This is a genomic window from Streptomyces sp. NPDC104106 (genome assembly GCF_055584345.1).
Genome location: NZ_JBVJMF010000005.1, coordinates 132,612 through 146,218, shown reverse-complemented (window position 1 = coordinate 146,218; position 13,607 = coordinate 132,612). Strand labels below are relative to the sequence as shown.

Here is a 13,607-nt window from a genome sequence, read left to right as displayed (position 1 = left end):
GCTGCGGGAAGATCGTCGGACCCAGGCGTTGCACTGCCGTAGTCGCCGGACTCCCCAGAGCCGCGCCGAGGTTCTACGATTTCGAGGACTACGCGCTGGAGGCCGCTGCATGTCTGAAGCTCGTACGCCGGTCCGGTCGACCGGGAAGGGGGCCGCGAGGCAGACCGTCACGATCAGCTTCGCCGGGTTCAACCGACCCTGGGCGGCGTGGATCGGGGACAGGCTGGAGCGGCGCGGCCTGCGCGTGGTGTACCTGCGCTGGGACGCCCCGCCCGACCAGTCCCTGACCGGCCTGCTGCGCGACCTCACCCTCGCGGGCGGCCGCACCCTGATCCTGGTCAGCGAGTGGTACTTCCAGCTCGGCCCGCGCACCCACGAGGAGTGGAACGAGGCCCTGCGTGAGGTCGTCGCGCCCGACCCGGACAAGTTCGCCGCGGTGTCCGTCACCAACAGCTCCGTCCCCTCCGCCACCGCCGTCCTCGCCCCGGTCGACCTGACCAACATGGGCGCCGAGGAGGCCGAACGGCGCCTGCTGGACCGGCTGGACATCCCGGCCGACACGCCGGTGACCGCGGACGTCACCCGCCCGGCCCCGCGCTTTCCCGCCTCGATGCCCGACGTCTGGGGCGGCGTACCGCGCCGCAACACCCGCTTCACCGGCCGCGAACCGCTCCTGAACGACGCCTACCACCTCCTCCAGGGCAGCGAGACCGGAGCCGGCGTCCTCACCCTCCACGGCATGTCCGGGGTCGGCAAGACCCAGCTGGCCGCCGAGTACGCCTACCGCTTCGGCTCCGAGTACGACGTCGTCTGGTGGGTCGGCTCCGAGAAGCGGGTCACCTACCGCCGCCTCCTCGCCGAACTGGCGCCCAAACTGGGCCTCGCCACCGGCCCCGAGTACGGCGAACGGCTCCGCGCCGTCCGGGACTCCCTGCGCCGCGGCGAGCCGTACTCCCGCTGGCTGCTGATCCTCGACGGCGCCGACGAGCCCGAGCAGATCTGGGACCTGGTCCCCACCGGCCCCGGCCACGTCATCATCACCTCCCGCAACCCCGAGTGGGGCGAGCACAACAGCAAACTGCTCGAAGTCCCCGTCTACGCCCGCGACGAGTCCGTGGCCTTCATCCGGCGCCGCGCGCCCCGGCTGACCGAGGCCGACGCCGACCAGCTCGCGGAGGCCCTGGAGGACCTGCCGCTGCTGCTGGACCAGACGGCCGGCTGGCTCAACGACTCCGACCTGTCGGTGGAGCAGTACATCGACCTGCTGGAGGGCGGCATCGACCAGGACGTGGTCAAGGTGTCCGCGGACTTCCCGCTCGCCTTCCAGACCGCCTGGTCGATACTGCTGAACAAGCTCCGCGAGACCGTCCCCGAGTCGGTCGACCTGCTGCGCCTGTGCACCTTCTTCGCCCCCGGATTCATCCCCGTCCGGCTGCTGAAGGAGATGTCCCACGACGACCTGCCCGAACAGCTCGCGGGCCTCCTGGACGACCCCCTGCTGTGGAACAAGGCCGTCAACCAGCTCCGCCAGTACTCGGTCGTCCGCCTGGAGTCCCACGAGGCGGCCCTGGACGAGGCCGCCTCCTCGGGCGAGTCGGTCTACCTGCACCGCATGGTCCACCAGATCGTCCACAAGGACATGCCCGAGCGGGACCGCCGCGACTTCATCGACGTGGTCCGCCGCGCCCTGGCCGAGGCCGACCCCGGCCGCCCCACCGACACCCGCAACTGGGACGCGTACGCGGAGATCGTGCCGCACCTGAAGTACGCCGACGTCCTGCAGTCCAAGGACCGCAAGGTGCAGACGCTGGTGCTGAACTGCCTGCGGTACATGTGGTTCGCGGGCGAGTACAGCGCCGGTGTGAAACTCGGCCGCCGCGCCCTGCGCGCCTGGCGCCGGCTCCTCGGCGACTCCCACGCCCGGGTCTGGGAGGTCACCTACCACTACGCGAACCTGCTGCGCTCGGCCGGCCGGTTCCAGGAGACCGAGGCCCTCGAACGGGCGGCGGTGGACCATCTGCGGGCGGAGAAGGGCGAGAACGACCTCGACCACCTGCGGATGGCCAGTGGACTCGCGGCCGACCTGCGCGAACTCGGCCGCTACGACGAGGCTCTGGAGCTGTCCCAGTGGCTCTACCCGACCTACCGGGAACTGCTCGGGGACCAGGACTCGCGCACCCTCAACGCCCTGAACAACCTCGGCTACACCATGCGGCTGCTCGGCCGCTACGAGGAGGCGCGGGGCATCGACCAGCGCACCCTGGAGGCCCGGCGCCTGCTGCTGAAGGGCCGCCACCCGTGGACCCTGTTCTCCGAGGTGTCGCACGCGACCGACCTGAGGCTGCTGGGCCGCTACGCCGAGGCCGAGTCCGCCCAGGCGAAGAACGTGCGCGAGTACCGGATCGTCATGGGCCGGGACAACCAGGACACCCTGCGCGCCGAGCACAACCTGGCCCTGTGCCAGCTGCGCGGCGGCGACCGGGCCGCCGCGGGCCAGCTCCTCACCCGGGTGCTCGAAGGATACGAACGCAAGCTGGGCGACATCCACATGCTGACCCTGGCCGCGGCCGTCAGCCAGAGCTGCTTCGCCCGTGAGCACGGCGACATCGACCAGGCCCGCGAGGCCAGCGAGTCCATCATCGCCCGCTACGAGCTGCTGCTCCCCGAGGGCCACCCCTTCATCATCGGAGCGCGCGCCAACCACGCCCTGGTCCTGCGCAGCGTCGGCGAACGGGAGCACGCCTACGCGGTCATCGAGGAGGCGCTGGCCGGTCTCACCGAGACGCTCGGGGAGAGCCACCCGCACACCCTCGGCTGCGCCATCAACGCCTCGGCCCTGCGCAACCTCGTCGGGGACGCGGAGGCCGCCGCCGACCTCAGCCGGACCACGATCGCCCGCGCGACCGAGACCCTCGGCCGCACCCACCCCCTGACGCTCTCCGCCCGCGTCGCCCACGCGGCCGACCTGCGCGCCCTGCGGGACCGCCAGCAGGCCGAGAAGGTCGAACAGGAGGCCCTGTCCGACCTCGCCGCCACGCTGGGCCCCCAGCACACCCACACCATCTCGGCCCGCTCCCGCAACCGCCCGTACTGGGACTTCGAGCCCCAGGCGAGCTGAGCCGACGGCACGCGAAGGGCCCGGTGCCGAGTCAGGAACTCGGCACCGGGCCCTTCGCGTCGCGCTGAGCCGCCCGAGGCCTTACGCCTCGAAGACCTCACGCACCAGCTGCTCCTGCTCCGCCTGGTGGCGCTTGGCGGAGCCGACCGCCGGGGACGAGGAGTGCGGGCGCGAGATGCGCCGCAGCCGCTCGCCGTGCGGGACGTCCGCGCCGACCGCCAGGTCCAGGTGGTCGATCAGGTTGAGCGCGATGAACGGCCAGGCACCCTGGTTCGCCGGCTCCTCCTGCGCCCACAGGTACTTCTCGGCGTTCGGGTACTTCTTGATCTCCGCCTGCAGCTCGGCACCCGGCAGCGGGTACAGCCGCTCGATGCGGATGATCGCGGTGTCCGTGATGCCGCGCTTGACCCGCTCGGCCTCCAGGTCGTAGTACAGCTTGCCGGCCACGAAGACGACCTTGCGGACCGCGGCCGGGTCCGCCGTCGCGTCCCCGATGACGGGACGGAACTGACCCGACGTGAACTCCTCCGTCTTCGACGCGGCGGCCTTCAGACGCAGCATCGACTTCGGGGTGAAGACCACCAGCGGCTTGTGGTGCGGGTTGTGCACCTGCCACCGCAGGAGGTGGAAGTAGTTCGACGGCAGGGTCGGCATGGCGACCGTCATGTTGTTCTGGGCGCAGAGCTGGAGGAACCGCTCGACACGGGCCGAGGAGTGGTCCGGGCCCTGGCCCTCGTAGCCGTGCGGCAGGAGCAGGGTGACGCCGGACGTCTGGCCCCACTTCTGCTCGGCCGCCGAGATGTACTCGTCGACCACCGTCTGGGCGCCGTTGACGAAGTCACCGAACTGCGCCTCCCACATCACGAGCGCGTCGGGGCGGGCCAGCGAGTAGCCGTACTCGAAGCCCATGACCGCGTACTCGGACAGGAGGGAGTTGTAGACGTTGTAGCGCGCCTGCTCCTCGGCGAGGTACTGGAGCGGGGTGTACTCCTCGCCCGTCTCGCGGTCGATGAGGACCGCGTGGCGCTGGCCGAAGGTACCGCGCTGGGAGTCCTGGCCGGACAGCCGGACAGGGGTGCCCTCCAGCAGCAGCGAGCCGACCGCGAGGGTCTCGCCCATGCCCCAGTCGATCGTGCCGTCCTCGACCATCGTGGCCCGGCGCTGCAGCTGGGGCAGCAGACGCGGGTGGACGTGGAAGGACTCCGGGATGTTGACCTGGGACTCGGCGATGCGCTTGACGACCTCCGAGGAGATCGCGGTGTTCACGGCGACCGGGAAGTCCGCCTGCGGGTCCGAGACCGGGCCGACGCCCTGCTGGGTCGTGACGGCCTCGCGGACCTCGGTGAAGACCTTCTCCAGCTGGCCCTGGTAGTCCTGCAGGGCCTGCTCGGCCTCTTCCAGGGTGATGTCGCCGCGACCGATCAGGGACTCGGTGTAGAGCTTGCGCACCGAGCGCTTCTTGTCGATCAGGTCGTACATCAGCGGCTGCGTGAAGGCCGGGTTGTCCGACTCGTTGTGACCGCGGCGGCGGTAGCAGATGAGGTCGATCACCACGTCCTTGTTGAACGCCTGGCGGAACTCGAAGGCGAGCCGCGCGACGCGGACGACGGCCTCGGGGTCGTCGCCGTTCACGTGGAAGATCGGGGCCTCGATCATGCGGGCCACGTCCGTCGCGTACATGGAGGAACGCGAGGACTCGGGGGCCGCGGTGAAGCCGACCTGGTTGTTGATGACGATGTGGACCGTGCCGCCGGTGCGGTAGCCGCGCAGCTGCGACATGTTCAGCGTCTCGGCCACGACGCCCTGGCCCGCGAAGGCCGCGTCGCCGTGCAGCGCGACGGGCAGGACCGTGAAGTCCGTGCCGCCCTTGTTGATGATGTCCTGCTTGGCGCGGGCGATGCCCTCGATGACCGGGTCGACCGTCTCCAGGTGGGACGGGTTGGCGGCCAGCGACACCTTGATCTGCTCGCCGTCGAGGCCGGTGAAGGTGCCCTCGGCGCCCAGGTGGTACTTCACGTCGCCGGAGCCGTGCATCGACTTCGGGTCGAGGTTGCCCTCGAACTCGCGGAAGATCTGCGCGTACGACTTGCCGACGATGTTGGCGAGGACGTTCAGGCGGCCGCGGTGGGCCATGCCGATGACGACCTCGTCCAGGCGGGACTCGGCGGCGGAGTCGATCACCGCGTCGAGCAGCGGGATGACGGACTCGCCGCCCTCCAGCGAGAAGCGCTTCTGGCCGACGTACTTCGTCTGCAGGAAGGTCTCGAAGGCCTCCGCGGCGTTCAGCCGGCGCAGGATGCGCAGCTGCTCCTCGCGCTCCATCTTGGAGTGCCCGCGCTCCACGCGGTCCTGGATCCACTTGCGCTGCTTGGGGTCCTGGATGTGCATGAACTCGATGCCGGTGGTGCGGCAGTACGAGTCGCGCAGCACGCCGAGGATGTCGCGCAGCTTCATCATCGACTTGCCGGCGAAGCCGCCGACCGCGAAGTCGCGCTCCAGGTCCCACAGGGTGAGCCCGTGCTCGGTGATGTCCAGGTCGGGGTGCTTGCGCTGCTTGTACTCCAGCGGGTCGGTGTCGGCCATGACGTGGCCGCGGACCCGGTAGGAGTGGATCAGCTCGAAGACGCGGGCGGCCTTGGTGACGTCGTCGTCGTGGCTGGCGTCGATGTCCTTGAGCCAGCGGACCGGCTCGTAGGGGATGCGCAGGGCCTCGAAGATGTCGTCGTAGAAGCCGTTCTCGCCGAGCAGCAGGTTGGCGACCTGGCGCAGGAACTCGCCGGAGGCGGCGCCCTGGATGACCCGGTGGTCGTAGGTCGACGTGAGCGTCATGACCTTCGAGATGCCGAGCTTGTTCAGGGTGTCCTGGCTGGTGCCCTGGAACTCCGCCGGGTAGTCCATGGAGCCGACGCCCATGATGACCGACTGGCCGGGCATGAGGCGCGGGACCGAGTGGACGGTGCCGAGACCGCCGGGGTTGGTCAGGGAGACCGTGACACCGGTGAAGTCGTCCATCGTCAGCTTGCCGTCACGGGCGCGGCGGACGATGTCCTCGTAGGCCTGCCAGAACTCGAAGAAGTTCAGCGTCTCGGCCTTCTTGATGGCGGCCACGACGAGCTGGCGGTCACCGTTGGGCTTCACCAGGTCGATGGCCAGGCCCAGGTTGACGTGCGGCGGCTTGACGAGGGTCGGCTTGCCGTCCTTCTCGCCGAACGACCAGTTCATGGCCGGCATGGCCTTGATGGCCTGCACCATCGCGTACCCGATCAGGTGCGTGAAGGAGATCTTCCCGCCGCGGGCGCGCTTGAGGTGGTTGTTGATGACGATGCGGTTGTCGAACAGCAGCTTCACCGGGACCGCGCGGACCGAGGTGGCCGTCGGCAGCTCCAGCGAGGCGTTCATGTTCTTCGCGACCGCGGCGGCCGGGCCGCGCAGCGTGACCAGCTCGGGGCCCGCGGGGGCCTCGGCGGCGGCCTGCTCCTTCTTCGGCTGAGCGGGCGCCTGTGCGGGCTGCGCCGGCTTGGCCGGGGCCTTCGCCGCGGGGGCGGGGGCCGGGGCGGGCTGGGGGGCCGTGGGGGCGGCCGGGGCGGCGGCCTGCGGGGCAGGTGCCGGAGCGGCGGTCTGCGGGGCCGATGGGGTGGTCTCTGCGGCCCCCGCGGCCGCAGTACCCGCCGGAGCCGGGGTGGCAGGCGCCCCCGGCTTGTAATCGGCGAAGAAGTCCCACCAGGCGCGGTCTACCGAATTCGGGTCCTGGAGGTACTGCTGATAGATCTCGTCGACGAGCCACTCGTTCGGACCGAACGCAGCTGCGGGGTTCTTCCCGGCTTGGTCGTCGGTGGAGACGCTCGGGTTACTGGGGGACTGTGGCGACACGGCGGCAACCGCCCTCTTCCGCTTCACAAGGTGATGGACAGCGGGAATAAAGGCTACGCCTCCATGGCCGAGAAGGTCAGGTCGAGCAAGGTCATCGTCGCGTAAGTCACATTGCAAATCTTGTTTCAGGGCTTGATATGGCGGGAAACAAGCGTGGTTCCGCATGTGAGAGGGTGCACGGGCCCCGGCCCGGCGCGCCTTCGTTCGAAGGGTGGCGCGGGCCTGCTCCTGATCACACGTGTCCAGCTGCGCCGAAGCGGCGGCGGCCGTCGTGGATCTTGTGCCTCCGGTTCGGACCTTACGTCAACGCGGAACGGAAGTCAGTCCCGGCAGAGTGACGATGATCCGGCAGCCCCGCTCGGATTCGGCCACACCGATCCGGCCGCCGTGCAGATCCACCGCCCAGCGGGCGATCGCGAGCCCCAGGCCGGTACCGCCGTCGCTGCCCGGGCCGTGCGGCCGGGTCACCGCGCCCCGGTTGAAGCGCTCGAACACCTTGTGCCACTCGGAGCGGGGGATACCGGGGCCCTCGTCCAGGACCTCCAGCTCCAGCGAGTCCGGCTGCGGCCCGCGCCGCGCCTTCACGGTCACACGGCCGTGCGGCGGGCTGTGCTTGACCGCGTTGTCGATCAGGTTGGCGACGACCTGGTGGATGCGCTCGGGGTCCGCGTGCGCGGTCAGCTCCGGCGGGGAGACGTCCAGGTGGAGGTGGACGTCGGTGCGGGTGTGGCTGCCGGAGCCGGAGGCGATGCCGGCCCGCGCCGAGGCGACCATGTTGGCCTCCTTCAGCACGCCCGACAGATACGGCCACACCTCGAAGCGGCGCGTCTTCAGCGGGACGACGCCGTTGTCCAGCCGGGACAGGTCCAGCAGGGTCTCCACCAGGCGGCCCAGCCGCTCGGTCTGCTTCAGGGCCGTGCGCATCGTCTCCTGGTCGGCCTCGGTGACCCCGTCGACGATGTTCTCCAGCACCGCGCGCAGCCCGGCGATGGGCGTGCGCAGCTCGTGCGAGACGTTCGCGACCAGCTCCTTGCGCTGGCGGTCCTGGGCCTCCAGCTCGTCGGCCATGACGTTGATCGTCTCGGCCAGGTCGCCCAGTTCGTCCCGGCGGTTCTCCCGCACCCGGCGGGTGTAGTCGCCCTGTGAGATCGACCGCGCCACCGCGTTCATCTCGTCCAGCGGCATGGTCAGCGAGTGCGCCACGAACTGGGTGATCAGCAGCGTGGCGATCATCGAGAAGACCGTGATGAAGCGCAGCTCGGTCTTGGTGTGCACCGCGATCATCGACAGACCGGTGGTGATCAGCACCGAGATGACGACGAGCGCGCCCAGCTTGGTCTTGATCGAGAACGGGCGCACCCGGCCCCAGGGTTCCTCACCGGGGGCCCCGGAGCTCCTCCGTGCGGCCTGGCGCCCGTCCGCGCTCATGGCGTCGGTGTCTCCAGGGCGTAGCCCACGCCGTGCACCGTGCGGATCCGCTCCGCGCCGATCTTCCGGCGCAGCGCCTTGATGTGGCTGTCGACCGTGCGGGTCCCGGAGGCGTCCGCCCAGTCCCACACCTCGGCCAGCAGCTGCTCCCGGGAGAGCACCGCACGCGGGGTGTTCGCGAGGCACACCAACAGGTCGAACTCGGTCGGCGTCAGGTGGACGTCCTCGGACTTCACCCGCACCCGGCGCTGCGCGTGGTCGATCTCCAGCTCGCCGAGGCGCAGTATGCCGGAGCGCGGAGTCGTGGCGGCGAGGGCCGCCCGCTCCACCCGGCGCAGCAGCACGTGCACGCGCGCCGCCAGCTCCCGCATCGAGAACGGCTTGGTCATGTAGTCGTCCGCGCCGACCCCGAGACCGACCAGCATGTCCGTCTCGTCGTCCCGTGCGGTCAGCATCAGCACCGGCACCGGCCGCTGCGCCTGCACCCGCCGGCAGACCTCGAGGCCGTCGAAGCCCGGCAGCATGATGTCGAGGATCAGCAGGTCGGGCTGCCAGGCCTCGGCCGTGTCGACCGCCGCCGGACCGTCCGCCGCGGTCTGCACGAGAAATCCCTCGGCACGCAGCCGGGCCGCGATGGCGTCGACGATCGTGGGGTCGTCCTCGACGACCAGCACCCGGCGCTGTGCGCCCGGGGTGCTCGTCGCCGCGCCGCTCTGGGAGGTGTGTGTCTGCTCCATCGCCCGCCCCTGCTTGTTGCTTTCCGGAATCCGTGGGGTGATCCCATGTCTGCGTTCGACGCTTGGTTGATCCGTTGAATGATCCGCGTCAGGGCAGCACATTACGGGGATCCGCCGCGCTGTCGCTATCCAGGGCGGACCCCGAGGTGCACGGCGTCCGGAACGCCCCGGGCAACCGGCACCTCTTCGGTACGCACCTGCTGGAACCCGGCATTCCGCAAGCTTCCTTCAAATTCCGGAGAGGGCCGGGCCGACCACACCGCGAGCACCCCGCCGGGCCTCAACACCCGTGCGCAGGAAGCGAGTCCGGCCGGGGAGTACAGGCTGTCGTTGCCGTCCGTGACCGTCCAGCCGGGTCCGTTGTCGATGTCCAGGCACAGCGCGTCGAACGTGTCCGATGTCTCATTGACGTAGGAGACGAGGTCGCCCTGGACCACCTCGGTGCGCGGATCGCCGAGCGCGCCGGCGGAGATCCGCCCGAGCGGGCCGCCGCGGTGCCAGTCGACGACGGCGGGCTCCCGCTCCACCACGGTGATCCGCCCCCAGCGCGCGTCGGCGGCGGCGTGCGCGAGCGAGAAGCCGACGCCCAGCCCGCCGATCAGCACCGCCGGCGCGGGTCGCCCGTCCAGCGCGTCGTACGCCGCGTCGACCAGCAGCCGCTCGGAGCGGCCGTCGGAGGTGTCCATCAGGAAGCACCCGTTGGCGATGATCTGGAGCAGCGCGCCGTGCCGGCGCAGCACCACCTCGCCGTACGGGCCGGTACGGCGGTCGAGGACAACGGGGGTGTCGTACGCGGCAGTCATACCCCCATCCTGCTTGAACGGGCCTTGTCCGGCACGGGAATTGCCGATGACGGACGGCCGGCCCCGGTCCGGTGCGCCCGTCCGAGGGGCGTGCGCCGGGGTGCGGACGCGCGCAGAGCGTGAGAGGTTGCTGAGAAATGGCTCTCGCGTGGCGCCGGTCATAGACACGCGGCCCGTCGAGTCCCGATCGTGGGGCCCAACGGAAGGAGCGCCTCATCGTGGAACGGACCGCGACGGGCCCTGCGGCGGCCGCGTCCCCGCCCTCGACGGGCACGCCCCTGTCCGACGGCACGGCCACCGTGCCGGCCCCGGTGCTTCCGGACCTGCTCGACGGCATGCCGCGTCAGCGCGGCGCAGAGGAGGCCCCCGTTCCCGCGCGCGTGGCGGCGCCGCGCCCGAGTCTCGCCGCCCGTCTGCGCGGGCTGCGGCCGGCCCCGGACCCCGTCGCCCGTCTCCTGCGGCTGCTGCCCACCCCGGTCGGCACGCCCTTCACCTTCGGCTACGCGGCCGTCCTCGCGGTCACCTCCGCCGTCGCGGCGGTGGCCGATCCCGGCCTCGTGAACGCCCTCTACCAGGCCTCCAGCACGGACGTGGCGCATCTCGTGCGGTCACCCGCGGTGGTGCTGCTCACGAGCGCGCTGTGGATCGCGGGCGGGATCCTCTCGCCGTACACGGCCGCCTTCCTGCTGACGCTCACCGCGCTGGAACGCCGTATAGGCGGCGGACGGACGGCCTGTGTCTTCCTGGCCGGCCATGTCCTCGCCACCCTCGCCACCGAGGTCCCGGTGGGCCTCGCCGTGCTGGTGGGCCATCTGCCGTCCACGTCCCTGCACCGCCTCGACTACGGCATCAGCTTCGGCGTGGCCGCCAGCATCGGCGCCCTGTCCGGCCTGCTGTCCCCGTGGCTGCGCTGGCCCATCCTCACCGTGGTCGCCGGACTCCTCGTGAGCGACCTGACCGCGTTCGTGGACCCGATGACGGACTGGGGCCATCTGATCGCCCTGACGATAGGTGTGTTGAGCTGGCGCTTCGTACGCCGGTGGGCTCGCTCGGCCTGACGGGCCGTCCCCTCCCCCTGCGGGAACGTCCGCACCCTTCCCTGATCGCTCACAGCGAACAGCGCCGTGGGAACACCGGACCATGCCCAGAGGTTGAGTCGGTACAGCTCAAGTTGACTGCCGAAGGGGAGATCATGGCTGCTGAGTCCACGGCGTTCACGCTCGTCCTGCCCGTGCTGCCGCTCGACGACGAGGTCGTGCTGCCCGGCATGGTCGTTCCGCTGGACCTGAGCGACGCCGAGGTGCGCGCCGCGGTGGAGGCTGCGCAGGCCGCCGCCCGGTCGGCGCCCGGAAAGCCTCAGGTCCTGCTCGTGCCGCGCATCGACGGCACGTACGCCAAGACCGGTGTGCTCGGCACGGTCGAGCAGGTCGGCCGGCTGGCCGACGGAGACCCGGGGGCTCTGATCCGCGGCCGCGCCCGGGTGCGGATCGGTGCCGGTACCACCGGCCCCGGCGCCGCCCTGTGGGTCGAGGGCGCCCGGATCGAGGAGAGCGTGCCGGAACCGATGCCGGGTCATGTCGCCGACCTCGTCAAGGAGTACAAGGCCCTCGCCACCAACTGGCTGAAGAAGCGCGGCGCCTGGCAGGTCGTGGACCGGGTCCAGGCCATCGAGGACGTCTCCGCGCTCGCCGACAACTCCGGCTACTCGCCCTTCCTGACCATCGAGCAGAAGGTCGAACTGCTGGAGACCGCCGACCCGGTGGCCCGGCTGAAGCTTGCCACGCAGGCGCTGCGCGACCACCTCGCCGAGCAGGACGTGGCCGAGACCATCGCCAAGGACGTCCAGGAGGGCGTCGACAAGCAGCAGCGCGAGTTCCTGCTGCGCCGTCAGCTGGAAGCCGTCCGCAAGGAACTGCGCGAGCTGAACGGCGAGAAGGAGGGGGAGGAGTCCGACGACTACCGCGCCCGCGTCGAGGCCGCCGACCTGCCCGAGAACGTCCGCGAGGCCGCCCTCAAGGAGGTCGACAAGCTGGAGCGGTCCAGCGACCAGTCCCCCGAGGGGTCCTGGATCCGCACCTGGCTGGACACCGTCCTGGAGATGCCGTGGAACGAGCGGACGCAGGACGCCTACGACATCCAGGGCGCCAAGGCGGTCCTGGACGCCGAGCACGCGGGCCTGGAGGACGTCAAGGAACGCATCACCGAGTACCTCGCGGTGCGCAAGCGCCGCAACGACCGCGGCCTGGGCGTCATCGGCGGCCGGCGCGGCGGCGCCGTCCTGGCCCTCGTCGGGCCCCCCGGCGTCGGGAAGACCAGCCTGGGCGAGAGCGTGGCCCACGCCATGGGCCGCACGTTCGTCCGCGTCGCCCTCGGCGGCGTCCGCGACGAGGCCGAGATCCGCGGCCACCGCCGTACGTACGTCGGGGCGCTGCCCGGCCGGATCGTCCGCGCGATCAAGGAGGCCGGGTCCATGAACCCGGTGGTCCTGCTGGACGAGATCGACAAGGTGGGCTCCGACTTCCGCGGCGACCCGGCGGCCGCCCTGCTGGAAGTCCTCGACCCGGCCCAGAACCACACCTTCCGGGACCACTACCTGGAGGTCGAACTCGACCTGTCCGACGTGGTCTTCCTGGCCACCGCCAACGTCCTGGAGGCCATCCCGGAGGCGCTCGCCGACCGTATGGAGATCGTCCGGCTCGACGGCTACACCGAGGACGAGAAGGTCGTCATCGCCCGCGACCACCTGCTCCCGCGCCAGCTGGAGCGGGCCGGGATCGACAGGGACGAGGTCACGATCGACGAGGGCGCGCTGCGCAAGCTGGCCGGCGAGTACACGCGCGAGGCGGGCGTGCGCACCCTGGAGCGCTCCATCGCGCGCCTGCTGCGCAAGGTCGCGGCCCAGCACGAACTCGGCGAGCGGGAGCTGCCGTTCACCGTGACGGACGCCGACCTGCGCGCCCTGATCGGCCGGCCGCACCACGTGCCCGAGTCCGCACAGGACCCGGCCGAGCGCCGTACGTCCGTGCCCGGCGTGGCCACGGGCCTCGCGGTCACGGGAGCGGGCGGCGACGTCCTCTTCGTGGAGGCGTCCCTGGCCGACCCCGAGACGGGCGCGGCGGGCCTGACCCTGACCGGGCAGCTCGGTGACGTGATGAAGGAGTCGGCGCAGATCGCGCTCAGCTTCCTGCGCAGCCACGGCGCCGAACTGGAACTGCCGGTGGCCGACCTGAAGGACCGGGGCGTGCACATCCACTTCCCGGCGGGCGCGGTCCCGAAGGACGGCCCGAGCGCGGGCGTCACGATGACCACCGCCCTCGCCTCCCTGCTCTCCGGCCGGCTGGTGCGCACGGGCGTGGCGATGACCGGCGAGATCTCGCTGACCGGCCGCGTGCTGCCGATCGGCGGGGTCAAGCAGAAGCTGCTCGCCGCCCACCGCGCCGGGGTGACCACCGTGATCATCCCCAAGCGCAACGAACCCGACCTGGACGACGTCCCGGCCGAGGTGCTGGACAAGCTCGACGTCCACACCGTGACCGACGTCCGCCAGGTCCTGGAACTGGCGCTCGCGCCCGCCCTGAACGGCGTGGCGCCGGAGATTCCCGTGGCGGCGTGACAGACGCCGCGGGACGACCGAGGGCCCGGGTCCCGTGA

General features: G+C 71.0%; 7 protein-coding genes. 3 read left to right on the top strand and 4 right to left on the bottom strand.

Annotated elements, in window-relative coordinates; genetic code table 11:
* The first annotated feature begins 109 nt into the window (after nucleotides 1-109).
* Entirely contained in the window at nucleotides 110-3,118 is a 3,009-nt protein-coding gene (gene fxsT / locus ACZ60X_RS14245; protein WP_469597760.1) for an FxSxx-COOH system tetratricopeptide repeat protein, read from the top strand.
* An 81-nt stretch (nucleotides 3,119-3,199) separates the two neighbouring features.
* Here fxsT and ACZ60X_RS14240 read toward each other — a convergent pair whose 3' ends face one another.
* From ACZ60X_RS14240 to ACZ60X_RS14225, 4 genes are all read right to left on the bottom strand, one after another.
* Nucleotides 3,200-6,988 carry a multifunctional oxoglutarate decarboxylase/oxoglutarate dehydrogenase thiamine pyrophosphate-binding subunit/dihydrolipoyllysine-residue succinyltransferase subunit gene (locus ACZ60X_RS14240; RefSeq protein ID WP_469597758.1) on the bottom strand — a complete coding sequence of 1,263 codons (3,789 nt, stop codon included), beginning with the start codon at nucleotides 6,986-6,988 and terminating at the stop codon, nucleotides 3,200-3,202.
* A 303-nt stretch (nucleotides 6,989-7,291) separates the two neighbouring features.
* The gene (locus ACZ60X_RS14235; RefSeq protein WP_469597756.1) at nucleotides 7,292-8,416 is read right to left on the bottom strand and encodes a sensor histidine kinase; all 1,125 of its coding nucleotides are present in this window, start codon (nucleotides 8,414-8,416) and stop codon (nucleotides 7,292-7,294) included.
* Nucleotides 8,413-9,153, bottom strand: coding sequence for a response regulator transcription factor (locus ACZ60X_RS14230; RefSeq protein ID WP_071376483.1), 741 nt, complete (start codon nucleotides 9,151-9,153; stop codon nucleotides 8,413-8,415). The genes ACZ60X_RS14235 and ACZ60X_RS14230 overlap by 4 nt, the downstream gene beginning before the upstream one ends.
* A gap of 125 nt (nucleotides 9,154-9,278) precedes the next feature.
* Complete coding sequence (locus ACZ60X_RS14225) at nucleotides 9,279-9,956, bottom strand: spermine/spermidine synthase domain-containing protein (protein ID WP_469597752.1); 678 nt, start codon at nucleotides 9,954-9,956, stop codon at nucleotides 9,279-9,281.
* A 218-nt stretch (nucleotides 9,957-10,174) separates the two neighbouring features.
* Here ACZ60X_RS14225 and ACZ60X_RS14220 point away from each other — a divergent pair, with 218 nt between their 5' ends.
* Both ACZ60X_RS14220 and lon read left to right on the top strand, forming a co-directional pair.
* Nucleotides 10,175-11,014 (top strand): rhomboid-like protein, encoded by an 840-nt coding sequence (locus ACZ60X_RS14220; RefSeq protein WP_469597749.1) that lies wholly within the window; start codon nucleotides 10,175-10,177, stop codon nucleotides 11,012-11,014.
* Nucleotides 11,015-11,148: 134 nt separating this feature from the next.
* Complete coding sequence (lon, locus tag ACZ60X_RS14215; RefSeq protein ID WP_469597747.1) at nucleotides 11,149-13,569, top strand: endopeptidase La; 2,421 nt, start codon at nucleotides 11,149-11,151, stop codon at nucleotides 13,567-13,569.
* Nucleotides 13,570-13,607 lie beyond the last annotated feature (38 nt).

What these genes read in the sequence shown, in the direction of transcription:
- ACZ60X_RS14230 (WP_071376483.1), bottom strand. Translation starts at nt 9,153, where the DNA reads ATGGAGCAGACACACACCTCCCAGAGCGGCGCGGCGACGAGCACCCCG.
- ACZ60X_RS14225 (WP_469597752.1), bottom strand. Translation starts at nt 9,956, where the DNA reads ATGACTGCCGCGTACGACACCCCCGTTGTCCTCGACCGCCGTACCGGC.
- lon (WP_469597747.1), top strand. Translation starts at nt 11,149, where the DNA reads ATGGCTGCTGAGTCCACGGCGTTCACGCTCGTCCTGCCCGTGCTGCCG.
- ACZ60X_RS14235 (WP_469597756.1), bottom strand. Translation starts at nt 8,416, where the DNA reads ATGAGCGCGGACGGGCGCCAGGCCGCACGGAGGAGCTCCGGGGCCCCC.
- fxsT (WP_469597760.1), top strand. Translation starts at nt 110, where the DNA reads ATGTCTGAAGCTCGTACGCCGGTCCGGTCGACCGGGAAGGGGGCCGCG.